At 37.3% G+C, this 24,754-nt stretch carries 17 protein-coding genes; 12 read left to right on the top strand and 5 right to left on the bottom strand.

Features of this window, described 5'->3' with window-relative positions:
* Positions 1 to 50 precede the first annotated feature (50 nt).
* The 3 genes from addB (at position 51) to ACFCT9_RS00315 (ending at position 8,196) form a co-directional block, all read left to right on the top strand.
* Positions 51 to 3,467, top strand: coding sequence for a helicase-exonuclease AddAB subunit AddB (addB, locus tag ACFCT9_RS00305; protein WP_412521691.1), 3,417 nt, complete (start codon positions 51 to 53; stop codon positions 3,465 to 3,467).
* Positions 3,464 to 7,123, top strand: coding sequence for a helicase-exonuclease AddAB subunit AddA (addA, locus tag ACFCT9_RS00310; RefSeq protein ID WP_412519873.1), 3,660 nt, complete (start codon positions 3,464 to 3,466; stop codon positions 7,121 to 7,123). Before addB ends, addA begins: the two co-directional genes overlap by 4 nt.
* A gap of 161 nt (positions 7,124 to 7,284) precedes the next feature.
* Entirely contained in the window at positions 7,285 to 8,196 is a 912-nt protein-coding gene (locus tag ACFCT9_RS00315) for a fumarylacetoacetate hydrolase family protein (RefSeq protein ID WP_412519874.1), read from the top strand.
* A gap of 202 nt (positions 8,197 to 8,398) precedes the next feature.
* On the opposite strand, the gene ACFCT9_RS00320 is transcribed toward ACFCT9_RS00315, so the two are convergent.
* The 3 genes from ACFCT9_RS00320 to ACFCT9_RS00330 all read right to left on the bottom strand — a co-directional run bounded on the left by ACFCT9_RS00320 (position 8,399) and on the right by ACFCT9_RS00330 (position 11,200).
* On the bottom strand, positions 8,399 to 8,794 hold the full coding sequence (locus ACFCT9_RS00320) for a YisL family protein (RefSeq protein WP_412519875.1): 396 nt from the start codon (positions 8,792 to 8,794) through the stop codon (positions 8,399 to 8,401).
* A gap of 132 nt (positions 8,795 to 8,926) precedes the next feature.
* Positions 8,927 to 10,249: a CoA-disulfide reductase gene (locus tag ACFCT9_RS00325; RefSeq protein ID WP_412519876.1), complete on the bottom strand. Its 1,323-nt coding sequence runs from the start codon at positions 10,247 to 10,249 to the stop codon at positions 8,927 to 8,929.
* Positions 10,250 to 10,354: 105 nt separating this feature from the next.
* Complete coding sequence (locus tag ACFCT9_RS00330; protein WP_412519878.1) at positions 10,355 to 11,200, bottom strand: Cof-type HAD-IIB family hydrolase; 846 nt, start codon at positions 11,198 to 11,200, stop codon at positions 10,355 to 10,357.
* Between the two features lie 230 nt (positions 11,201 to 11,430).
* Between ACFCT9_RS00330 and ACFCT9_RS00335 the strand changes: the two genes are divergently transcribed.
* The 3 genes from ACFCT9_RS00335 (at position 11,431) to clpB (ending at position 16,754) form a co-directional block, all read left to right on the top strand.
* Complete coding sequence (locus ACFCT9_RS00335; protein ID WP_002481879.1) at positions 11,431 to 11,739, top strand: metal-sulfur cluster assembly factor; 309 nt, start codon at positions 11,431 to 11,433, stop codon at positions 11,737 to 11,739.
* Between the two features lie 294 nt (positions 11,740 to 12,033).
* The gene (locus ACFCT9_RS00340; protein WP_412519881.1) at positions 12,034 to 13,887 is read left to right on the top strand and encodes an acyltransferase family protein; all 1,854 of its coding nucleotides are present in this window, start codon (positions 12,034 to 12,036) and stop codon (positions 13,885 to 13,887) included.
* Between the two features lie 260 nt (positions 13,888 to 14,147).
* Positions 14,148 to 16,754, top strand: coding sequence for an ATP-dependent chaperone ClpB (gene clpB / locus ACFCT9_RS00345; RefSeq protein WP_412519882.1), 2,607 nt, complete (start codon positions 14,148 to 14,150; stop codon positions 16,752 to 16,754).
* 127 nt (positions 16,755 to 16,881) lie between these two features.
* On the opposite strand, the gene ACFCT9_RS00350 is transcribed toward clpB, so the two are convergent.
* Positions 16,882 to 17,085 (bottom strand): YjzD family protein, encoded by a 204-nt coding sequence (locus ACFCT9_RS00350; protein ID WP_412519884.1) that lies wholly within the window; start codon positions 17,083 to 17,085, stop codon positions 16,882 to 16,884.
* A 259-nt stretch (positions 17,086 to 17,344) separates the two neighbouring features.
* Between ACFCT9_RS00350 and ACFCT9_RS00355 the strand changes: the two genes are divergently transcribed.
* A complete protein-coding gene (locus ACFCT9_RS00355; protein ID WP_412519885.1) occupies positions 17,345 to 18,286 on the top strand; it encodes a beta-ketoacyl-ACP synthase III in 942 nt (313 codons plus the stop codon).
* 11 nt (positions 18,287 to 18,297) lie between these two features.
* Positions 18,298 to 19,542 carry a beta-ketoacyl-ACP synthase II gene (gene fabF / locus ACFCT9_RS00360; RefSeq protein WP_412519887.1) on the top strand — a complete coding sequence of 415 codons (1,245 nt, stop codon included), beginning with the start codon at positions 18,298 to 18,300 and terminating at the stop codon, positions 19,540 to 19,542.
* Between the two features lie 429 nt (positions 19,543 to 19,971).
* On the opposite strand, the gene ACFCT9_RS00365 is transcribed toward fabF, so the two are convergent.
* Positions 19,972 to 20,346: a DUF3899 domain-containing protein gene (locus tag ACFCT9_RS00365; RefSeq protein ID WP_412519889.1), complete on the bottom strand. Its 375-nt coding sequence runs from the start codon at positions 20,344 to 20,346 to the stop codon at positions 19,972 to 19,974.
* Between the two features lie 284 nt (positions 20,347 to 20,630).
* On the opposite strand from ACFCT9_RS00365, the gene opp3b reads away from it, so the two are divergent.
* Genes opp3b through ACFCT9_RS00385 form a run of 4 tightly spaced genes read left to right on the top strand, consistent with a single transcriptional unit; the run spans position 20,631 to position 24,754 of the window.
* The gene (opp3b, locus tag ACFCT9_RS00370; protein ID WP_412519891.1) at positions 20,631 to 21,557 is read left to right on the top strand and encodes an oligopeptide ABC transporter permease; all 927 of its coding nucleotides are present in this window, start codon (positions 20,631 to 20,633) and stop codon (positions 21,555 to 21,557) included.
* Positions 21,557 to 22,624, top strand: coding sequence for an oligopeptide ABC transporter permease (gene opp3C / locus ACFCT9_RS00375; RefSeq protein ID WP_412519893.1), 1,068 nt, complete (start codon positions 21,557 to 21,559; stop codon positions 22,622 to 22,624). Before opp3b ends, opp3C begins: the two co-directional genes overlap by 1 nt.
* Before the next feature lie 14 nt (positions 22,625 to 22,638).
* Positions 22,639 to 23,721 carry an ABC transporter ATP-binding protein gene (locus tag ACFCT9_RS00380; protein ID WP_412519895.1) on the top strand — a complete coding sequence of 361 codons (1,083 nt, stop codon included), beginning with the start codon at positions 22,639 to 22,641 and terminating at the stop codon, positions 23,719 to 23,721.
* Entirely contained in the window at positions 23,711 to 24,754 is a 1,044-nt protein-coding gene (locus ACFCT9_RS00385) for an ABC transporter ATP-binding protein (protein ID WP_412519896.1), read from the top strand. Before ACFCT9_RS00380 ends, ACFCT9_RS00385 begins: the two co-directional genes overlap by 11 nt.

The raw sequence follows: 24,754 nt of genomic DNA on the forward strand, positions 1-24,754 counted from the left end.
CTGAATTTAACGCATATATTGGTCGCGCTGGGACTGGAAAATCCTATGCGATGTTAAACGAAATTAAACAAAAAATGAAACAAGACCCTTTAGGTGACCCGATTATTATTATTGCGCCGACACAAAGTACTTTCCAAATCGAACAAGATTTTGTGAAAGACACTGAATTAAATGGGAGTTTACGTGCTGAAGTGCTTCACTTTGAACGACTCAGTCATAGAATCTTTCAAGAAATCGGCGGTCTGACAGAAGATTATGTATCAAAAGGTGCTATGGAAATGATGGTCTTTGATATTTTACAAGACCAGCGTAAAGCATTAAATTTATATCAATCACAAGTGAAGTACTATGGCTTCAGTTCTAAATTGACTGAACAAATCCAAGACTTTAAAAAATATGCGGTCACAGCTGATCAATTAGATCGATTTATCGCTGAAAATCAACTGCAACCAAGAACACAAGATAAGCTGCATGATATTGCGTTAGTTTATCACCAATTAGAAGAACGCTTAAAAGGCAACTTTGTTTCTTCAGAAGACATGCTTTATAAGTTTGTAGAATGTATGGAAAACTCTGAGTGGCTCAAACGTGCTGAAATTTACATAGACGGTTTCCATAACTTCTCAACACTTGAATATTTAATGATAGAAACTTTAGTGAAACATGCCAAATCAGTCAATGTCTTGTTAACGACTGACGGTAATAGAGACCCATTCAGTTTATTCAGAAAGACATCGTCAGTATTAACGCATTTAGAAGATATTGCTGATCAATTAAACATGAACTTAAACCAACGTTTATTTACGACACAATACCGCTTCGACAATTCAGACTTAAACCAACTTGAAACACAATTTGATGCGCTTCAAGTCAACAACCAACCGAACCAAGGCTATGTCAATATTTTAGAAGCGTCCAATGTGCGTGAAGAAGTGAACGCAATCGCGCGAGATATTATTCGTAAAGCACGTGAAGAAAATATCCGCTTCCAAGACGTCGCCATTCTCTACCGTGATGAAGCATACGCACATCTGATGGAAAGTGTTATGCCTGAATATGATATTCCATTCAACATTGATACGAAACAATCTATGACACATCATCCAGTGATGGAGATGCTGCGTTCATTGATTGAAGTCATTGAAACAAATTGGAATTTCGAACCTTTGATGCGTTTATTCAAAACCCAAGTACTGACACGTAAATATGAAGACAGTCGTTATTTGACAGATATTCTAGAAAACTTTGTCTTAGAAAGAGGGATTTACGGTAAACGCTGGATAGACGACAGTTATTTTAAAATCGAACAATTTAATCAAATGGGCTTAAAGCGTCAACCGATGACAGAAGAAACAGAAGAGACGTATCGCCGTGTTATTGAGTTAAAAGATTTTGTGATGCGTCATATTCTAAAGTTTGAACAAGCCCTAAGTGAAGCGAATACTGCGGTGGAATATGCGGCTGCCTTCTATAAAGTATGTGAAACTTTCAATTTACCGAGTCAATTAATGACTGAGCGTGATGAATTAGATTTAGCAGGGAAGCATCAAGAAGCTGAAGAGCTAGATCAAGTCTGGAATGGTTTAATCCAAACATTGGATGATCTTGCGACAGTCTTTGGTGAAACTGAGATGACACAAAAACGCTTCTTAGAATTGTTTGATGTTGGTTTAGAACAATTAGAATTTGTGATGATACCACAAACCTTAGACCAAGTGTCTATCGGTACAATGGATTTAGCGAAAGTAGATAATAAAAAACATGTTTATATCGTTGGAATGAATGACGGAATTATGCCACAAGCGATTTCTAATTCCAGCTTAATCAGCGATGAAGAGAAGAAGTATTTCCAAGAAGAAACACAACTGGAATTAAGTCCTACGGCAGATGTCTTACAAATGGATGAAGCCTTTGTGTGTTATATTGCGATGACACGTGCAACGACTTATGTGACGTTCTCATATAGCTTAATGGGCTTAAATAATGATGAAAAAGAAGCGAGTCCATTTATTCAAACGATCAAGGATTTATACACAAATTCAGAAGTGCAAAATATTGCCTTTACTGCGCAACAAAATCCATTGACCTTAATGGAACATCCGCATCAAACCAAAATCAACTTGTTTGAAGCACTGCAAAGTTGGCTGCATCATGAATTAACTGCAGATTCTTGGTTAGATGCTTATCAAGCAATGATGCATCACGACAAACTTAAACGAGGCTTAAATTACCTGACATCTGCATTAACTTATGATAATAAAACCGTTCAGTTAAGTGAAACACAAACCAAAGCATTATATGGTTCAACGATCAATGCCAGTGTGTCACGTTTTGAAGGGTATCAAAATTGTCCATTCAAACACTATACATCACATGGGCTGCGTTTAAATGAGCGTACTAAATATAAACTGGAAAACTTTGATTTAGGGGATATTTTCCACGCGGTATTAAAATATATAGCGGATAAAATTCAAGGTGACTTTAGAAATTTAACTAACGCACAAATACACAAATTAACTACAGAAGCCCTAGAACAAATCTTGCCGACGGTACAATATAACTTATTGAATTCTACAGCGCACTATCGTTATATGTCACAACGTATTGGTGCCATTGTTCAATCAACGCTGACAGCGTTGAAATATCAAGGCAGTTTCTCTAAATTCAGACCGCAAGCCTTTGAGAAGTCATTTAGAAGAAAGCCTAAAAATGCAGATCAACTTGAAGCAGAAGCATTATATACTACACAAGGAATACCAATTAATATTCGGGGTCAAATAGACCGTATTGATACGTATACGCATCAAGATCGCAGCTTTGTGAACATTATTGACTATAAATCTTCTAAAGGCAGCTCAGAATTAGATTTAACTAAAGTATATTATGGCTTGCAGATGCAGATGATGACGTACATGGATGTTGTGCTTCAAAATAAAGAAAGATTAAATTTAGCAGCACAAACAGAACCAGGCGGGTTACTTTATTTCCATGTGCATGAGCCACGTGTTAAGTTCTCAAATTGGGCTGATATTGATGAGGATAAACGTCAAAAAGAATTGTTGAAATCCTTTAAATTAAGCGGATTAGTTAATAATGATCCAGATGTGATTGAGGCAGAAGACTTGCGTATAGAACCGCAATTCACTTCTGATATTGTGCCGTTAAATATGTTGAAGAGCGGGGCATTAGGTAAAAGCAACCCGGTCGCAGATACAGATACGATTTATCAATTTATAGCACATAATAAACAGAACTTCATACAAATTGCGTCGGATATTATGGATGGCCATACTGAAGTGGCACCGATGAAATTTGACCAGAAATTGCCATGTCAATTTTGTAATTATCGCTCAGTTTGCCATGTAGACGGTATGATTGATAGTAAACGCTATCGTACAGTTGATGAAACGATTAACCCGATTGAATTATTAAAGCAAACATCAGAAGAAGAGGAGGATGACGCATGATACCAGAAAAGCCGAATGATGTGATATGGACAGATGGACAATGGAAAAGTATTTATGCTAAAGGTCAAGATACTTTAGTAGCTGCTGCAGCGGGTTCTGGTAAAACGGCTGTACTGGTTGAACGAATCATTCAACGTATCTTACGTGATGAAATCGATGTCGATCGTTTATTAGTTGTGACGTTTACGAATTTAAGTGCACGTGAGATGAAGCACAGAGTAGAACAACGTATTCAACAAGCTTCACTTGAAGACCCAAGTAATACTCACTTGAAAAATCAACGTGTGAAGATTCACCAAGCTCAAATTTCCACGTTGCATAGTTTTTGTTTGAAACTTATTCAACAACATTATGATGTCTTAGAAATTGACCCTAATTTCAGAACGAGCAGTGAAGCTGAAAATATCTTACTTTTAGAACAAACCATTGATGAAGTATTGGAACACTATTATGATGCGCTAGATCCAGCCTTTATTGATTTAACTGAACATTTATCTTCAGATAGAAGTGATGATAAGTTCCGAAAAATCATTAAGAACCTGTATTATTTCTCAGTTGCGAATCCACAACCTATGGCATGGTTATCTTCCTTAGTAGAACCCTATGAAAATACTGAGATTCAAGAAGATTATCTAGCTTTATTAACCAATATTGCGAAAGTCTATATGCAGACCGCATTTGAAAACTTAAATAAGAGTTATGACTTATATCATGAATTCGCAGGTGTTGAAAAACATTTAGAAGTTATTGAAGGTGAACGTGCTTTCTTAGCACGAGCGATGGAAGGCGATATGTTGAATACTGAATTAATCAGTGAACATCAATTACCGAAAAGATTTCCATCGATTACAAAAGCTATTAAAGCAGCCAATGAAGGTTTTGAAGCAGGTCTGAAGTTAGCTAAATCGTATTATGATGATTATAAAAAAGCAGTTGAGAAAGTCAAACAAGATTATTTCTCACGTTCAGCTGATGATTTAAAAGCAGATATGCAGACATTGGCACCTAGGGTTTCAGTGTTAGCGCATGTTACACAAGATGTGATTGAACAATTCAGTGTAAAAAAACGCAGTCGTAATATCTTAGACTTCTCTGACTATGAACATTTTGCGTTGCAAATTTTAATGGATGAATCAGGCAATCCAACTGAAATAGCACACCATTACCGTGATCGCTTCGATGAAATTTTAGTCGATGAATATCAAGATACAAACCGTGTGCAAGAACAGATTTTAAGTTGTTTAAAACGTGGCGACGAAACGAATGGTAATCTCTTTATGGTGGGCGACGTGAAGCAGTCTATTTATAAATTCAGACAAGCAGATCCAAGTTTGTTTATTGAGAAATACAATCGATTTAACAGTGACGGCAGTACTGGCATGCGCATCGATTTATCACAAAACTTCCGTTCTAGACCTGAAGTGCTTTCAACGACTAACTATTTATTTAAGCATATGATGGATGAAGCAGTAGGTGAGATTGTTTATGATGAAGCAGCGCAACTTTATTTTGGTGCACCGTTTGATGAAAAACCACATCCGCTGCATTTGAATGTGTTAGTGGAAGAAGCGGAGTCTGAACTAACAGGTGACGAACAAGAAGCGGAATATATCGCAGATCAAGTGGAAACGATATTAAATCATCATGAAGTTTACGATATTAAGACGAAGACTTATCGTAAACCAACATATAAAGATATTGTCATTTTAGAACGTGGTTATAGTCGTTCTCGTGCGTTACAGCAAGTGTTTAAAGACCGAGATCTCCCATTTCACGTGAATAGTAAAGAAGGATACTTTGAACAAACTGAAGTTCGGCTGGTGCTTTCTTTCTTAAGAACGGTAGATAATCCGCTTCAAGACATCTACTTAGTCGGCCTCATGCGTTCAGTAATCTATCAATTTACGGAAGATGAGTTGGCAAGTATTCGTATTGTAAGTCCGAATGATGATTACTTCTATCAATCGATTCAACATTATATGAATAGTGAAGAAGCGGATGAAAGTTTAGTTCAAAAACTACAAGACTTCTTGAATGATTTAGCCTTTTATCAAGACTTCAGTTTAAAGCATCCTGTTTATCAATTGATTGACCGTTTCTATAATGACCGCTTTGTGATTCAATATTTCAGCGGTTTAATTGGCGGTAAAGGCAGACGTGCCAATCTTTATGGTTTATTCAATAAAGCTGTAGAGTTTGAGAAGTCCAGCTTTAGAGGACTTTTCCAATTCATTCGCTTTATCGATGAATTAATGGATAGAGGTCAAGACTTTGGTGAAGAGAATGTCGTTGGACCGAATGATGATGTAGTACGTATGATGACCATCCACTCAAGTAAGGGGTTAGAATTCCCATTTGTGATTTATTCTGGACTAAGCAAACAGTTCAACAAGCAAGATTTGAGTCAGCCTGTCATTTTAAACCAAAAATATGGCTTAGGCTTGACGTATTTCGACACCGATTTAGATGTCACATTCCCATCTCTAGCTTCATTGACGCTTAAAGCCATCAATGAAAATGAGATTATTTCAGAAGAAATGCGTTTAATGTATGTAGCATTAACCAGAGCAAAAGAACAATTATTCTTAATTGGACGTGTGAAGAGTGAAGACGCACTAGATAAAATGGTCAACACAGCGATAGCTGGAGATAAGTTGCCTGTCAGCTATCGTTTGAGTGCTAAAACGCCTTTTGAATTGATTTATCCTATCTATGCGAAATATCAATCGAATGGGATTACCAATGATTTGAAGTTTGAACTAGATGTCTCAGATTTAGCTTTACCGCTTCAACCTAAAGTAGAAATACACATCGAAAATTATGGTGACATTAGACCTGAAGAGACAGAAGAAGCTAAAGAAGCGTATCGTACTGTTTCAGATATTGTTCATTACCAATCACATCAACCAGAAGTCACACATCAAATTGAACAACAACTCGCATTTGAATATCCATACCAAAAGGATATGGTGAAACCCACGAAGCAATCTGTATCTGAATTGAAACGTCAATTAGAAACAGAAGAAAGTGGGACAAGTTATGAACGTGTCCGTCAATACCGTTTAGGGGCGGCGACTTATGAACGTCCGAAATTTTTACGTCAGCACCAAAAGCGTAAAGCCAATGAAGTCGGAACTTTGATGCATACGGTCATACAGCATTTGCCGTTTAAAACAGAACGTCTGACTGAAAATGAGTTAGATCATTATCTTGATGATTTGATAGACAAAAACATTATTGAAGATGATGCCAAACCAGATATTCGTATGAAAGAAGTAATGGACTTTATCAATAGTGAGCTTTATATGACGATTGCGCAGAGTGATCAAATCATGCGTGAAGTCCCATTTGTGGTTAACCAAGGTAAAGTGGATCATGAAATGAATCAAAATGAGGAAGTATCTATTATCCAAGGGATGATTGACTTAATTTATTCAAAAGATGGGCAATATTATTTTGTCGATTATAAAACAGATGCCTTTAACCAAAGAAAAGGTGTAACAGAAGAGGAAATTGGTGAGCAATTAAAAGCACGTTATAAGGTGCAGATGTACTATTATCAAGCGGCGCTTGAAACGATTTTAAATACGAAAGTCAAAGGCTCTCTGTATTTCTTCCAATATGGCGAATTGAAATTAGATGATCCAAATCATTAATTCCAAATAGACAGGGTAGAGATAATTAAGAGAAATAAGCATTTAGTTTATATTTTCATATTATCACTCCCTATATTTGGATGTGTTTATTAAATATTTGTTATTTTTCTGAAAATACAGTTATAATGTAAGTTAAGATTGAGATGAGGAGCTGATATTGAATGAAATTTTTATCATTCAAATATAATGATGAAACATCGTATGGTGTTAAAGTAAAACGTGAAGAAGCAGCTTGGGATTTAAGAAAAGTTTTTGCTGATTTCGGTGAAGGCGATTTCCATCCTAAGACTTTATTAGAAGGTTTAGAACAAAACCATACATTAGATTTCCAAGAGCAAGTGCGTAAAGCAGTTGTCGCAGCAACAGATAGTCCAAATTCAGACGATTATAAAGTACAATTTTCGGACCTTGAATTTTTACCGCCTGTGACTCCGCCAAACAATGTGATCGCATTCGGACGCAACTATAAAGAACATGCGGATGAATTAAATCATAGTGTAGAACGCCTTTATGTATTCACTAAAGCAGCATCATCTTTAACTGGTGATGAAGCGACAATTCCTAACCATAAAGATATTACAGATACACTGGATTATGAAGGTGAATTAGGTGTTGTAATTGGTAAAGCAGGAGAAAAAATTCCTAAAGGTTTAGCTTTAGACTATGTCTATGGTTATACAATCATCAATGATATCACTGACCGTACAGCACAACGCCAACAAGACCAAGCCTTTTTATCTAAAAGCTTAACAGGCGGCTGCCCAATGGGTCCATATATCGTAACGAAAGATGAGTTACCAACACCAGAAGACGTGAACATCGTAACGAAAGTTAACAATGAAATTCGTCAAGACGGCAATACAAGCCAAATGATTCTTAAAATTGATGAGCTTATCGCAGAAATTTCTAAGTTTGTCGCATTACATCCTGGTGATATTATTGCGACAGGTACACCATCAGGTGTTGGGGCAGGTATGAATCCACCTCAATATTTACAACCTGGAGATGAAGTGAAAGTTACAATCGATAACATCGGTACGTTAACTAACTTTATCGCTAAAGAAGACGAATAATCACTGATTAACATAAACATGTATTAATGGTATGAAAAGGTAAAAGAATAAGGGAAAGCCCGGGTCGAAACTTTTTAGTTTCAACGCGGGCTTTTTGATTTCAATCAGTGAAGTACTAATGTGCATCAATAGAATGCAGCTGAAAGTTTAATTTAAGCAGTAAAAAAAGCTCATCACACATTGTGACGAGCTTAACTAACAATTAGTTACCAATGCCGAATAGGCTGGAGATTGGTCCTTCTGGTAAGATGATACCTAATGCCATTGTGACGATGATTAGGACGATTGTACCCCAGAATAAACCTGTGTGTGAAACTGAACGTTCTTTGCGGATTAATGTTGTTTCCATTAATGCGACTACTGCGATACCACAAATCATTTTTAATGTGAGTAACATGTGTGCACTGCCTGTCGCAGTCGCAAATTCTACAACGATTTGCCAAATACCGCTGAATAAGATCAATACTAAGAACAAACGTAATGCCATATGCAACGGTTTGTAAGCTTTCTTAGGTGCACCGGGTGATTTAAAACTGAAATAAGCTGCGATAAATAAAATAATCCCGATGACCCAGCTGAAAATGTGTAAATGTAACATGTAATTTCCCCATTTCTTCAGTATTCCATATTAATGATAACATATCTCTACTGCTAAATTATAATGATTATAATTATTGTGATTTTATTTGTGTATTCATGACAGTTTTATGAATGCAGACATATATTCGTCTTATTTTGATTGTGCTTTATAGCCTACCATATTGATAATGTCTTTTGGTGAACTGTAAGGTGGTGCATAAGCAGGTTCAAATTCTGTTAAGTCATCAATCGTCATATTGTTTTGCATGGCCATTGAAAGCACATCAATTCGTTTATCAGCACCTGCTTTACCGACCGCAGCGGCTCTTAAGATGCGACGTGTGTCTTTATCAAAGTAGACGCGTAAATGAACGCGTTCAGCACCAGGGAAGTAGCCGGCATGGTTGTATTGTTCATTTTCTGACATGCCATAATTAAAGTGTTTCAGCTCATCTGGTGAGATGCCGACGCTTGTGAGTGTATAGTCAAAGAATTTCACCGCATTAGCGCCTAGGAAGCCTTTAAACGGCGGTGCACTGTTTAAAGCGATATGTTGTGACACGATGCTAGCGGCACGATGTGCGCCCCAAGCTAACGGTACACGTGTCGGTAAATCAACGTGACGATAATAGTATGAGGCAATGTCGCCAATCGCATAGATGTCTTCAAAGTTCGTTTGGAAGTATGGGTTTACAGGAACATAGCCGTCATCATCTAATTTAATATCTGTATCTTTAAAGGCTTCGTTGTTAGGGACAATACCAAGTCCTTCAATGATCATATCGAAATCTTCTTGTTTACCTGATTTGAAGTGGATAGTTTTGCCTTTGACCGCTTCAATCTCTTCATTAAGACGATACTCAATATGACGTGCATCCATTTCATCAAAGATAACTTGGTTCATATCTTGATCCATTAATTTGTTGACTTTATCTGAGCGATGAATCAATACCGTTTCTAAACCATGTTGATGTAAGTTTTCTAGGACTTCTAATGAAATATAACCTGCACCGACAATCAACACTTTTTTAACACTGTTTTGTTTAATATAGTTTTCAATCGCATCCGTATCTTCTAGGTTGCGTAATGTAAAGGCCATATCGGTATCAAGCGAGAGGGTATTCGCACGACAGCCAGGGCTTAAAATTAATTTATCATAGCTGTCTGTGAAGGTTTCGCCAGTCTCTCTATTTTTAACGGTTACTGTATTATTTGCTGGGTCAACGTGTGTAACCTCGTGATAGACATGTGCATCAATATCTTTTTTATTCTTTAAGCCTTCAGGTGTGTAATTAAGTAATTGATCACGTTCAGGAATAATACCGCCTAAATAGTAAGGCAAACCACAGTTCGCAAATGTGACATCGCGGTCTTTCTCATAGACTGTGATTTTATATTCTGAATTTAAACGACGTAATTGACTTGCGACAGTTGCGCCGCCAGCGACACCGCCGACGATGATAATATGTGTCATGTTAAAACCTCCATGTTTGTGATATAAAAAAACAAGGTTGATACAAAGTGTCATAATGAATGGGCTTTAAAACACTTGCAAACCTTGAGTTGATTAGCATTATATTTAACAAGAATGCACGTTGGCATTTTCTTGATAAGGAATATTTAAACTGAAAAAGTCATTTAAATAACGACCGATACCGTCTTGGTTGTTAGAGTACGTTGTTTCTTTTGCAATGTGTTTAAGTTCTTCTAGGCCATTGTCCATCGCAACACCGTGTTTGGCGTACTTAATCATTTCTGTATCGTTATCTTCGTCACCAAAGGCGATAATATGATTACGGTCTACATTCAGTGTGTCTTTGACGCTGTCAATGCCTCTTGCTTTGCTTATACCCCGTTTAACAATCTCTATAACTGGAAACGGTGCGCCCCAGCGGCGATGTTCGATACTTTCTGCGAAGAAACGTGACAACATTTGTTTCACTCTTGGAATCATATGTTCTTCCGCTTCGATTAAAATAGAGGTCGGTGATTCTTTGAGTTGGTTGACGATATCTCCAGTTTCTATTTTAGGATTACCCATAGAGAACCCTTCAAACAAATGTTCATCATACGTATCGATAAAGACATGGTCTTTCACTTCAGCGATAATATTTTTAACTTGCATATGACGCAATGCTTCAATGATGCTGGAAGCTAAATCCGGCTCTAATGTTTCGTGTGTGACAGGGAAATTTGCATCTGTCGGATTATGCACATAGGCACCATTAAAATTGACAATCGGTGTGTCTAAGCCTAATTGCTCATAATAAGGACGGCTGGCTCTGAAAGGTCTGCCTGTCGCAATCATGATATGGTGACCCTGTTCTTTTAATGTTTGTAAAACTTTAAATGTATAAGGTGAAATCTCTTTTTCGTCATTTAATAATGTTCCGTCTAAATCTAAACAAATTAAATAAGGTTCCATAGTATAATCTCCTTGTGCTTAAGTTGATAGTTAAAACATAATGCGTTTGAACGCATGAAATGGATGAATTGAGTAGAAAAGACTACACAATATCCTTATATGAAACATTGTCTATAAATAGGCTCATTCAATTTTTTGTGAATGTATTCCTATAATAGCATTTTATTGGAGTTTTGTCGGATATTTGATATATTGATAATAACCATAATTGCATAAAAGAGGTGAATAAAATGGATGAAGCATTAAAAGATAATATCTTAGGTGCATTAGAGAACGTAATCGACCCTGAGCTCGGCATTGATATTGTCAACTTAGGTTTAGTATATAAAGTCAATCTTGAAGACGATGGTTTATGTAAAGTAGAGATGACATTAACATCAATGGGTTGTCCTTTAGGACCGCAAATTATTGAACAAATCAAAATGGCGCTTGCAGAAATTCCAGAAATTCAAGATACTGAAGTGAATGTTGTTTGGAATCCGCCATGGAATAAAGACATGATGTCACGTTATGCGAAAATCGCTTTAGGCGTGAGCTAAGCTACATCATTTTAATGATAAGAACGACTTATTTGTTTAAAGCGTGTTGAACATAGCTGAAGACAATAAGTCGTTTTTTGTTTTGATTGTGTATGTTCACAAAATTGTTACAAATTGGTTGTACGACTTATGCTAAATAAACGAATAATTCAAAGAACTATAAAATATCTTGATATTGCAAGATTATTACATTAATATTACAATTGGTAATTATGACACTCACGTGTTCTGTCACATACATATAGAGCACAAAGGAACTACGCAAAATCTTAAATCAGAAAGAAAGGTATATGCATGACTAATTTGAAACGCAGTTCAACACAGAACAATGCATCACCTGCAAAACCTAAAAAAATGAATTACATGCCTGGTTTAGATGGATTGAGAGCAATCGCAGTGCTCGGTATCCTTATCTATCACTTAAATAAACAATGGTTATCAGGCGGATTTCTTGGTGTAGATACGTTCTTTGTTATTTCAGGATATTTAATCACAAGTCTCTTATTAATAGAACATCACCAAACAGGAACAATTAGTTTAAAGCGATTTTGGTATAGACGTATTAAACGTTTAATTCCAGCAATGTTGTTTGTGGTCAGTGTAACGACGATATTCACATTGTTATTCCAGCGAGATGAGATTCTTCGCGTTAAGCAAGATGCGATTGCGGCGATCTTTTACGTCTCTAACTGGTGGTATATCGCTAAAGATGTCAATTACTTCGACCAATTTTCATTTGAACCATTAAAACATTTATGGTCACTTGCGATTGAAGAACAATTCTATGTATTCTTTCCTTTAGTGCTGATTTTACTACTGTCTAAAGTGAAGAAACACAAACAAATTGTATTGATATTTTGGATTATCTCTTTAGCTTCATTATTAGCAATGGTACTCATTACACATCCTGGCATGAACTTTTCTCGTGTGTACTTCGGTACAGACACACGTTTACAAACCTTATTACTCGGTGTCATTTTAGCATTCTTATGGCCGCCGAACCGTTTGAGAAAAGATCCGCCAATAGCGGTACGCATGTCAGTGGATTTCATGGGGCTTATCTCATTAGCCATTTTATTGACATTATTTGTAGTGGTAGAAGACCAAAGCTATTGGATCTATAATGGCGGTTTCTACTTAATTTCAGGTATTACACTCTTCTTAATTGCGAGTGTTGTACATCCAACTGGTTTAATCGCACGATTTATGGGCAACCCGTTATTTGTCTATATCGGGCAACGTTCATATAGTTTATATTTATGGCATTTCCCAATTATCGTGTTATTGCATCGCCATTTTGTAGAAGGGCAAATTCCAGTATGGGTTTATGTTGTAGATGTTGTTTTAACATTTATTATGGCTGAAGTTTCTTATCGTTTTGTTGAAACTCCGTTTAGAAAACAAGGCTTTAAAATGTTGTCATTTAAAACGAAAGCGAAACGCACGTTTGTACATTGGCTTGCATTACTTGTCATTGCGATTCCGTTTGCAGTGATCTTAGCGGGTGTATTTGATCATTACGGTAAAGATAAAACAGCGGATAAAGCAACACAATTCAATACAAATGCGATTGATAAGTATGTGGTACGACCAGTACCGTATGGCAAAATTGATTTCTTAGGCAATGGCGGCGGTAAGGAACAAGAAGAACAAGTCGACGTTTATAATAAGGTGAAACCGTTATTAATCGGTGACTCAGTCATGGTTGATATCGGCGAACGCTTTAAAGAACAAGTGCCGCATTCAGTGATTGATGGTAAGGTTGGACGTAATATGTATCAAGCGAAACCATTAATTCAACAAAATTACAGTCACTACAATAAAAAAGGTGATCAAGTCATTATTGAATTAGGTACGAATGGCGATTTCAATAAAGAACAATTAGATGATGTTATCGCATCATTTGGTAAAGCAGACATTTATTTAGTTAATACACGTGTACCGCGTTCTTATGAAGGACACGTTAACCAATTGATGAAAGAAGCGGCAAAAGAACATAAGAACGTTAAATTAGTAGATTGGTATAAACGTTCAGCAGGACATCCTGAATACTTCGCATATGATGGTATTCATTTAGAGTATTCTGGTGTCAAAGCCTTATCTGATGAAATCATCAAAACAATGGGACTTAGTAAGAAAGATAAATAATGAGAAGCTAATATAAGAACTGGCATTGGAGTATACACTCTGATTCCAGTTCTTTTGTTTTATTTTGAGCGGGTTTGTTATAGGTCAAAAAATTGTGGTAAAGCATATAAAGCAAGTGCTAAAAAGTAAAAGAAAAAATCGCGGAAACCAAGCGTTATAAGTTGAACTATCAAGGGTTGATGTTCTATACTATGTATAAGGTCAAAGAAAGTCAAAGTCAAGAGGACTTGTAAGCATACTGAGTAACAGAGGTGAAGAGAATGGATGCAAATAAGATGACCTATGCCGTGCAAGAAGCGCTGCAACAAGCGATTCAACTTGCACAAGAATACGAACAACAAAATGTGGAAATAGAAGCAGTGTTATTAGCTGCCTTAAAAGGAAATGAAAGTTTATTCAAAAGTGTTTTAGAACGTGCCAATATTGATACAGCAGCTTTAGCTGAAGCATATGAATCTAAATTAACACGCCATGCGACAGTAAAAGGCGACAACATTCAATATGGTCAATATATCGGTAATGAAACAAACACACTCTTTAATAAAGCAGAAACAATTATGAAAGACTATGATGACGAATTTGTCTCAATGGAGCATGTCTTATTAGCTGCCATGGAAGTTGACGATACAACCCAATCATATGTCGGCAATAAATCAGAAGTGGTTAAAGAAATTATCAAGAAGATCAGAGGAGGAAATCACGTGACATCACAAAATCCAGAAGCAAACTATGAAGCACTTGAAAAATATGGTCGTGATTTAGTAGAAGAAGTCCGACAAGGTAATATGGATCCAGTTATTGGACGAGATGAAGAAATTCGTAATACGATTCGTATTTTAAGTCGTAAAACGAAAAACAACCCAGTCTTAATCGGGGAACCCGGTGTAGGTAAAACAGCCATTGTTGAAGGATTAGCACAACGTATTGTGAAAAAAGACGTGCCGGAATCCTTATTAGATAAAACAATTTTCGAATTAGACTTAAGTGCCTTAGTAGCCGGCGCGAAATATCGCGGTGAATTCGAAGAACGCTTGAAAGCAGTGTTAAAAGAAGTAAAAGATGCAGACGGTCGTATTATTCTCTTTATCGACGAATTGCATATGTTAGTCGGTGCCGGTAAAACAGATGGTGCGATGGACGCAGGCAACATGTTGAAACCTATGTTAGCACGTGGTGAACTACATTGTATCGGTGCTACAACATTAAATGAATATCGTGAATATATTGAGAAAGATTCTGCCTTAGAACGTCGTTTCCAAAAAGTAAATGTCTCAGAACCAGATGTTGAAGATACGATTTCAATTTTACGTGGCTTGAAAGAACGTTATGAAGTTTATCATGGTGTACGTATCCAAGATCGTGCCTTAGTGGCTGCAGCTGAATTATCTGACCGCTATATCACAGACCGTTTCTTACCAGATAAAGCCATTGACTTAGTCGACCAAGCATGTGCGACTATTCGTACAGAAATGGGTTCTAATCCAACTGAATTAGACCAAGTCAATCGTCGTGTGATGCAGTTAGAAATTGAAGAGAATGCGTTACAACATGAATCAGACAGTGTCAGCCAACAACGTTTGAAAGAACTTCAAGAAGAACTTTCAAATGAAAAAGAAAAACAAGCGGCACTTCAATCTCGTGTAGAACAAGAAAAAGAAAAAATTGCGAAACTACAAGAAAAACGTGCGGAATTAGATGAAAGCCGTAAAGCCTTAGAAGATGCTGAAAATAACTATAACTTAGAAAGAGCAGCAGAATTACAACACGGTAAAATTCCTCAATTAGAAAAAGAATTACGTGAATTAGAAGATGCATTCCAAGATGATCAAACAGGCGATGAAGAACGTATTATCCGTGAAATTGTCACAGATGAAGAAATTGGAGATATTGTGAGTCAATGGACAGGTATCCCAGTTACCAAACTAGTTGAAAGTGAACGTGACAAATTATTGCATCTCAACGACATCTTGCATGAACGTGTTGTCGGACAAGATAAAGCTGTAGATTTAGTAGCAGATGCGGTCATCAGAGCACGTGCAGGAATTAAAGACCCTAATCGCCCAATCGGAAGCTTCTTATTCTTAGGACCTACTGGTGTCGGTAAAACAGAACTTGCGAAAGCTTTAGCTTCCAGCTTATTTGATTCAGAAAAACATATGATTCGTATCGACATGAGTGAGTATATGGAAAAACACTCTGTCTCTCGTTTAATCGGAGCACCTCCAGGTTATGTTGGTCATGACGAAGGCGGCCAATTAACAGAAGCAGTACGTCGCAATCCTTATTCAGTTATCTTATTAGATGAAGTAGAGAAAGCACATTCTGATGTTTTCAACGTCTTACTTCAATTGTTAGATGAAGGTCACTTAACAGACTCTAAAGGACGTAATGTCGACTTCAAAAATACTATTATCATTATGACAAGCAACATCGGTTCACAAATTTTACTTGAACAAGTAAAAGAAACAGGTGTTATCAGTGAAGAAACTGAAAAAGCAGTTATGAATAATTTAAATCAATTCTTCAAACCTGAAATCTTGAACCGTATGGATGACATTGTATTGTTCCGTCCATTATCTGTAAATGATATGAGCATGATTGTAGAAAAAATCCTTGCAGAATTGAATATCCGTTTATTAGATCAACGTATTTCAATTGAAGTATCAGAAGCAGCGAAAAAATGGTTGGGTGAAGAAGCGTATGAACCACAATTTGGTGCGCGCCCATTAAAACGTTTTGTACAACGACAAATTGAAACACCATTAGCGCGTATGATGATTAAAGAATCATTACCTGAAGGTACAACGATTAAAGTTGACTTAGGTGAAGATGGCTTACAATTTGATGTAGAAAAAGCACAAATATAATTTTAAGCCTAAATAGATTCATAGATAAAAAGGAAATAGATATAAAGAAACAGCCGTATCATTGCGATACGGCTGTTTTGATACATAAGAAAATCCAGCAAGGGTGCTGGATGCGAAATGCGGGCTGTTATTGTTTGCTGTCTTCTTCTGCAGCAGATGGCTTAATAGGTTTCATTAGTGCGTCTAAAGCAACGATAGCAAGTGTGAAAAGTACTGCCATCACTAATGGAAGAACCATATCTAATGTTCCGCCGCCGGCTAAACTGTTTAATACAAAGTTAACCATTTGAAGCAGCAAAACAGACCAGAATAGTACCATAATGTATTTCATCTGTTGTGCCTCCATATTTCAACTTTAATTCAATTATAAAATAGAGTGTTTGCTTTGTATAGTGAAATCAAGAAATTCGACATAAACGCGTATATGTAGACAGTTGAAAGACATCGGATTGATTGTGATAAGCGCTCTCAAATATTATAATAGTGTAAGCAATGCCATGATAGATACGAATAAAGCACTTGTATTCAAAAAGTAGAATATGATAAATTAATACCTGGTATTAAAATTATTTTTAAGAAGGTGTAAAACCATGAATGTGGGTATTAAAGGTTTTGGAACTTACGTTCCAGAAAAAGTAGTAGACAATGCCTATTTTGAATCTTTTTTAGAAACGTCTGATGAATGGATTTCAAAAATGACAGGAATCAAAGAACGTAGATGGGCAGGCGAAGATGAAGAAACATCTGATCTTGCATATGAAGCAAGTATCAAAGCAATTGAAGATGCAGGCATTAAACCTGAAGAAATAGATATGGTAATCGTTGCAACATCAACAGGAGATTTTCCTTTCCCAACTGTAGCCAATATGCTGCAAGACCGTTTAGGTTTAGGGAAAGTAGCGACAATGGATCAATTAGCAGCATGTTCAGGATTTATGTATTCCTTGATTACTGCCAAACAGTACATACAGTCAGGTGACTATCAAAATATTTTAGTAGTCGGTGTAGATAAACTTTCTAAAATCACTGATTTAACAGATCGTTCGACTGCTATTTTATTTGGTGATGGTGCAGGTGCTGCTGTAATTGGCGAAGTATCTGAAGGTCATGGTATTTTAAGCTATGAAATGGGTTCTGATGGCAGCGGCGGCAAGTATTTATACTTGAATCATGATAACGGCAAAATCTTTATGAATGGCCGTGAAGTATTTAAATTTGCGGTACGTATTATGGGAGAAGCTTCTCGTAATGTTGTAGATAAAGCCGGTTTAACTGCAGATGATGTAGACATGTTCGTGCCACATCAAGCAAATATCAGAATCATGGAATCAGCGCGTGAACGCTTAGGCATTCCGAAAGAAAAAATGAGTGTATCAGTAGATAGATTCGGCAATACTTCAGCGGCTTCTATTCCGTTAAGTATTGGTCAAGAACTCGAAAACGGCAGAATTAAAGACGGTGATGTCTTAGTGCTAGTCGGTTTCGGCGGCGGCCTGACTTGGGGCGCAATTACATTAAGATGGGGAAAATAGGAGGATAAGGTATGAGCAAAGATCAACGCGTTGTAATTACAGGAATTGGCGCATTATCTCCATTGGGAAATGATGCAAATACGTCATGGGAAAACGCCTTAAAAGGTGTTAACGGAATTGATGAGATTACTCGTATTGACACATCTGATTACAATGTTCATTTAGGCGGAGAATTAAAAGACTTTAATATTGAAGATTATATCGATAAAAAAGAAGCACGTCGCATGGATCGTTTCACGCAATATGCGGTAGTAGCGGCACGTGAAGCGGTACAAGATGCGAAATTGGATATTAATGATAAAACAGCTGACAGAATCGGTGTATGGATTGGTTCAGGTATCGGCGGCATGGAAACTTTCGAAGTGGCACACAGCCAATTATTAAACCGCGGACCACGCCGTGTCAGCCCGTTCTTCGTACCAATGTTGATTCCTGATATGGCAACAGGCCAAGTATCAATTGATTTAGGTGCTAAAGGACCAAACGGTTCAACAGTCACAGCTTGTGCAACAGGTACAAACTCAATTGGTGAAGCATTCAAAATTATCCAACGCGGTGATGCAGATGCGATGGTTACAGGTGGTAGTGAAGCACCGATTACGCATATGGCAATTGCTGGATTCAGCGCAAGCCGTGCATTATCTACAAACAATGACAAAGAAACAGCATGTCGTCCATTCCAAGAAGGCCGTGATGGCTTCGTAATGGGTGAAGGTGCAGGTATCTTAGTACTTGAATCATTAGAAGCAGCACAAGCACGTGGTGCAAACATTTATGCGGAAATCGTTGGTTATGGTTCAACAGGTGATGCGTATCATATTACTGCGCCAGCACCTGAAGGTGAAGGCGGTTCTCGCGCAATGAAAGCTGCGATGGATGATGCAGGTATCGAACCGAAAGATGTTCAATACTTAAACGCACATGGTACAAGTACGCCAGTAGGTGATTTAAACGAAGTCCTTGCGATTAAAAATACATTCGGTGAAGCGGCTAAAAACTTGAAAGTCAGCTCAACGAAATCAATGACAGGTCACTTGTTAGGTGCAACAGGTGGTTTAGAAGCTATCTTCTCAGCACTTTCTATCCGTGATAGTAAAGTTGCGCCAACTATCCATGCTGTGACACCAGATCCTGAATGTGATTTAGACTTTGTGCCAAATGAAGCGCAAGATCTAGAAATCACATATGCGATGAGTAACAGTTTAGGTTTCGGTGGTCATAACGCAGTATTAGTATTGAAAAAATTTGAAGACTAATTTTTAAAATTTATAAAATAAACCAGATGTTTGAACCCTGAATTCAGAGTTCAGACATCTGGTTTTTTGTTCGTCTGAAAAAGACAATTGTATTTTTGATAGGGCTATTCATTATAAAAATACCAAAATAGATTTGTGATTAAATTTAATTTATTGAGATATTTTGTATGAAACAAACGCGAATCTTTTCTATATTTCGCTGTAAATACTAATAAGCAAGTATTTGATTTAGTAAAAATATTAAAAAAGAGGAGAAAAAGTGATGTTTAAACTGATTGATTGCGGATGAACTTTTGAATCTTATCTATCCTATATATGATGTGGTAAATTTCATTTGTGTTTCTCGAGTAGACAATTAAATAGGAAGTAATGCATACAATCCATCATAAAAAAGCGGAAAAGTGATTTCACTTAGCCGCTTTTTTTCAGTTAAAAGGTAAAGATTGCCAGCAAACATAAAATGACATAAATCACATTGACAACAGTCAAATAGATCGTCCAACGTTCCACAATGTAGAACTCTCTTTTTGCTTGTTTTGGGTTGATAAATTCATCATCTACGTGTGCTTTACGATGTTTGGCGCTAGACATTTGGTAGCGTAAGCGTCTGAAACCGTAACTTGTCGCATCAAAGATACCGTCTTGAACTAAGACGAAAACGAAGCCGACGATAAATAATATCATACTAACAATGAATAAGATGTCGATGAATTCGGGCCACGTATGTGCGCGAAATAACCAAATAATCAAACTTAAAACAGGTGAAAAGATTGCCCAAAAAATCCATTGAAAATGTCTGCCCATATCTCAATAATCCCTCGATTCATTAAATTTATAAAGAAATTTCATGTTATTTATTTAGTAATAACTATAAAGATTTTTTCATAGAAATACAAGATAGAAAAAGTATGAAACCTATTGATATTGCTATATTTGTTACACATGTGTGACGGAACATTTTGTTATAACATTTAAATTATTCAAAAAATTGTGTTGATTTTAAATGTAAAGTACCGATATACTAATATTAAAATATTTCTGATAATTAGAAGGGAATGTTTAATTTGAATCTATAAGGGGGATTGTCAATGCTTAGATATATACTCAAGCGTTTTGGGTACATGCTTATATCTTTGTTCATCATTATGACTATCACTTTCTTCTTAATGAAATTGATGCCAGGTTCACCATTTAATGATGCAAAGTTAAGCGCAGATCAAAAGGAGATTTTGAACGAGACCTACGGTTTGAATGATCCAGTCATTGTACAATATGTGCATTACTTAAAGAACGTAGTCACTGGGGATTTTGGGGTTTCATTCCAATATCATAACCAACCTGTATGGGATTTAATTCAACCTCGTTTGATTCCGTCGATTGAAATGGGACTTGCGGCGATGGTCATCGGGATTGTTTTAGGATTGATTTTGGGGGTTGCAGCAGCAACAAAACAAAATACGTGGGTGGATTACTCAGCGACAGTTATTTCAGTTATCGCTGTATCCGTACCATCATTCGTATTAGCAGTATTATTACAATATGTGTTCTCAGTAAGATTAAGATGGTTCCCAGTAGCAGGTTGGGAAGGTATTTCAACAGCTATACTGCCATCACTCGCACTTTCAGCAGGCGTACTTGCGACAGTCGCACGATACATACGAGCGGAAATGATCGAAGTGCTGAGTTCTGATTACATTTTACTTGCGAGAGCCAAAGGGAATTCAATGATGCGTGTGTTATTCGGCCACGCATTACGAAATGCGTTAATTCCAGTTATCACAATCATCGTACCGATGTTAGCTGGTATTTTAACAGGGACACTTACAATCGAGAATATCTTCGGGGTTCCAGGACTAGGGGATCAGTTCGTAAGATCGATTCAAACGAATGACTTCTCTGTCATTATGGCAACCACACTTTTATTCAGTACGTTATTTATCGTATCGATTTTCATCGTAGATATTTTATACGGCATTATCGATCCGCGTATTAGGATACAAGGAGGTAAGAAATAATGGCAGAAGACAAAAAACATCCAATGCATGGAGATCCTTCCAATGCAACACTCACACATACAACGGATGGCGAGAATGCGCCAGACTTTATCTTGGTTGAACAAGATATTCATAAAGAACCAGAAATTCAACGTGAAAGTAAGAACTTCTGGCAAGATGCATGGAGCCAATTAAGACGTAACAAATTGGCTGTTATCGGGATGATTGGACTTATTTTAATTATCATCATGGCATTGGTCGGGCCATTAATCAGCAGTCATGACTATGCTGAACAAGATGTAGACCGCAGAAACTTGCCAGCGAAAATACCTGTGCTAGACAAAGTGCCTTTCTTACCGTTTGACGGTGTAGGTGCAGACGGCAAAGATGCTTATAAAGAAGCAGGTGTGAAAGAGAACTTCTGGTTTGGGACAGACCAATTAGGCCGTGATTTATGGTCACGTACTTGGCAAGGTGCACAAGTATCATTATTCATCGGGGTTGTCGCAGCCGCATTAGATATCTTTATCGGTGTGGTTTATGGTGCGATATCCGGATTCTTCGGCGGACGTACTGATGACGTCATGCAGCGGATTATAGAAATCATCGCTTCTATTCCAAACTTGATTGTCGTGATTTTATTCGTTCTGATTTTTGAACCGTCAATCTGGACAATCATTTTAGCAATGGCAATCACAGGATGGATTGGGATGAGCCGTGTGGTACGTGGGGAATTCTTGAAATTAAAAGGACAAGAATTCGTATTAGCTTCACGTACATTAGGGGCTTCTAAAGGGAAATTGATTTTCCGTCATATTTTACCGAATACATTAGGTGCTATCGTTGTAACTTCAATGTTCACAGTACCAAGTGCAATCTTCTTCGAAGCCTTCTTAAGCTTCATCGGTATCGGTGTACCGGCACCAAAAACGTCACTTGGTTCATTAGTAAACGACGGACGCGCGATGTTATTGATTCATCCGCATGAATTATTTATTCCAGCATTGATTTTAAGTTTATTGATTTTATTCTTCTACTTATTCAGTGATGGATTACGTGATGCATTCGATCCGAAAATGCGTAAATAAGGGAGGCAAACAGGATGTCAGATAAAATATTAGAAGTAAACAACTTGCATGTCTCCTTTGATATTGATGCTGGAGAAGTGCAAGCAGTACGTGGTGTAGACTTTTATTTGAGAAAGGGAGAAACCCTTGCGATTGTTGGTGAATCAGGTTCTGGTAAATCAGTGACAACGAAAGCACTGACAAAACTCTTCCAAGGTGATGCAGGCCGCATTAAAAAAGGGGAAATCTTATTCCTTGGTGAAGATTTAGCGCAAAAGCCTGAAAAAGACTTGATTAAATTAAGAGGTAAAGATATCTCGATGATTTTCCAAGATCCGATGACATCATTAAATCCAACGATGCAAATCGGCAAACAGGTCATGGAACCGTTAATTAAGCACCGCAACTATAGCAAATCACAAGCAAAAAAACGTGCATTAGAGATTTTAGAGATGGTGGGCTTACCGAATGCGAAACAACGCTTCAAAGCTTATCCTCACCAATTCTCAGGCGGGCAAAGACAACGTATTGTCATTGCGACAGCACTTGCATGTGAACCGAAAGTTTTAATCGCAGATGAGCCGACAACGGCACTTGATGTAACGATGCAAGCACAAATTTTAGACTTGATGAAAAGTCTGCAACAAAAAATTGATACATCGATTATTTTCATTACCCATGACTTAGGCGTTGTCGCAAATATTGCTGACCGTGTTGCGGTTATGTATGGCGGACAAATGATTGAAAGAGGAGAAATTGACGAAATATTCTATGATCCTCAACATCCTTATACTTGGGGCTTATTATCATCAATGCCAGACTTAGAAACAGGCAACGATATTGAGTTGACTGCCATTCCAGGTACACCGCCTGACTTGTTGCATCCGCCAAAAGGCGATGCATTTGCGCCGCGTAGCCAATACGCGTTAGATATCGACTTTGAAGAAGAACCGCCATGGTTTAAAGTTTCACCGACACACTTTGTGAAGTCATGGTTGTTAGATGAACGTGCACCAAAAGTGGAACCGCCAGAGCTTGTGAAACAGCGTCAAAGAAAGATGGCGAATAAGTTTGATAAACCACAACGACAAGAGGGGGTGGCGTTCAATGAAGGATAATCACGAACAAAAATTTACTGAATCTAATGAAGCTCTAGCACAACAAAAACAGATTGAACAAGAACAAAGGGAAACAGCAGAACAACGTCATCAAGCACCCTCACAAGAGGTGCTGCTTGAGGTCAACAACTTAAAACAATATTTCAATGTAGGCAAACGTAATGAAGTACGTGCCGTTGAAGGCATCTCATTTAAAATCTTCAAAGGGGAAACGTTTGGCTTAGTTGGAGAATCTGGTTGCGGTAAGTCAACAACTGGGAAAGCGTTAATTAAGTTGAATGATGCGACGGATGGAGAAGTTTACTACGAAGGGGTTAATATCCAAGATATTACAAAGCGTAAAGATATGTTGAAGTTCAATAAGAAAATCCAAATGATTTTCCAAGATCCATACGCTTCATTGAATCCAAGGTTAAAAGTCATGGATATCATCGCAGAGGGAATCGATATTCATAAGTTGGCTAAAAATACCAAAGATCGTAAAAAGCGTGTCTATGATTTATTAGAAACAGTTGGTTTGAATAAAGAACATGCGAATCGTTATCCGCATGAGTTCTCTGGCGGTCAAAGGCAACGTATCGGTATTGCGCGTGCATTGGCGGTAGAACCAGAATTCATCATCGCAGATGAACCGATTTCAGCACTAGACGTTTCAATTCAAGCGCAAGTGGTCAACTTATTGTTGAAACTTCAGCGAGAAAAAGGCATCACGTTCTTATTCATCGCCCATGATTTATCTATGGTGAAATATATTTCAGATAGAATCGCAGTGATGCATTTCGGTAAAATTGTAGAATTAGGGACATCAGATGAAATTTATAATCATCCATTACATCCTTACACACAATCTTTGCTATCGGCAGTACCTCAACCAGATCCTGAAAGTGAACGTACAAGAACGCGTATTGTCTATAAAGAGGATGCAGAAAAGAATCCTGAACGTTCATTACAAGAAATTAAGCCAGGACATTATGTCTTCGTGACAGATGAGGAAGCACAAGAATTAAAACAAAGATTACAACAAACAGTGTAA

Origin of the sequence: Staphylococcus simulans, from assembly GCF_047037175.1 — a bacterium.
Lineage (GTDB): Bacteria > Bacillota > Bacilli > Staphylococcales > Staphylococcaceae > Staphylococcus > Staphylococcus simulans_C.

Excerpts from the sequence above, each read along its gene's own strand:
- opp3C (WP_412519893.1), top strand. The coding sequence starts at position 21,557 with ATGGCAGAAGACAAAAAACATCCAATGCATGGAGATCCTTCCAATGCA.
- clpB (WP_412519882.1), top strand. The coding sequence starts at position 14,148 with ATGGATGCAAATAAGATGACCTATGCCGTGCAAGAAGCGCTGCAACAA.
- ACFCT9_RS00350 (WP_412519884.1), bottom strand. The coding sequence starts at position 17,085 with ATGAAATACATTATGGTACTATTCTGGTCTGTTTTGCTGCTTCAAATG.
- ACFCT9_RS00315 (WP_412519874.1), top strand. The coding sequence starts at position 7,285 with ATGAAATTTTTATCATTCAAATATAATGATGAAACATCGTATGGTGTT.
- ACFCT9_RS00330 (WP_412519878.1), bottom strand. The coding sequence starts at position 11,200 with ATGGAACCTTATTTAATTTGTTTAGATTTAGACGGAACATTATTAAAT.
- ACFCT9_RS00380 (WP_412519895.1), top strand. The coding sequence starts at position 22,639 with ATGTCAGATAAAATATTAGAAGTAAACAACTTGCATGTCTCCTTTGAT.
- ACFCT9_RS00335 (WP_002481879.1), top strand. The coding sequence starts at position 11,431 with ATGGATGAAGCATTAAAAGATAATATCTTAGGTGCATTAGAGAACGTA.
- ACFCT9_RS00385 (WP_412519896.1), top strand. The coding sequence starts at position 23,711 with ATGAAGGATAATCACGAACAAAAATTTACTGAATCTAATGAAGCTCTA.
- ACFCT9_RS00365 (WP_412519889.1), bottom strand. The coding sequence starts at position 20,346 with ATGGGCAGACATTTTCAATGGATTTTTTGGGCAATCTTTTCACCTGTT.
- ACFCT9_RS00340 (WP_412519881.1), top strand. The coding sequence starts at position 12,034 with ATGACTAATTTGAAACGCAGTTCAACACAGAACAATGCATCACCTGCA.
- ACFCT9_RS00325 (WP_412519876.1), bottom strand. The coding sequence starts at position 10,249 with ATGACACATATTATCATCGTCGGCGGTGTCGCTGGCGGCGCAACTGTC.
- ACFCT9_RS00320 (WP_412519875.1), bottom strand. The coding sequence starts at position 8,794 with ATGTTACATTTACACATTTTCAGCTGGGTCATCGGGATTATTTTATTT.
- fabF (WP_412519887.1), top strand. The coding sequence starts at position 18,298 with ATGAGCAAAGATCAACGCGTTGTAATTACAGGAATTGGCGCATTATCT.
- opp3b (WP_412519891.1), top strand. The coding sequence starts at position 20,631 with ATGCTTAGATATATACTCAAGCGTTTTGGGTACATGCTTATATCTTTG.
- ACFCT9_RS00355 (WP_412519885.1), top strand. The coding sequence starts at position 17,345 with ATGAATGTGGGTATTAAAGGTTTTGGAACTTACGTTCCAGAAAAAGTA.
- addB (WP_412521691.1), top strand. The coding sequence starts at position 51 with ATGTTAAACGAAATTAAACAAAAAATGAAACAAGACCCTTTAGGTGAC.
- addA (WP_412519873.1), top strand. The coding sequence starts at position 3,464 with ATGATACCAGAAAAGCCGAATGATGTGATATGGACAGATGGACAATGG.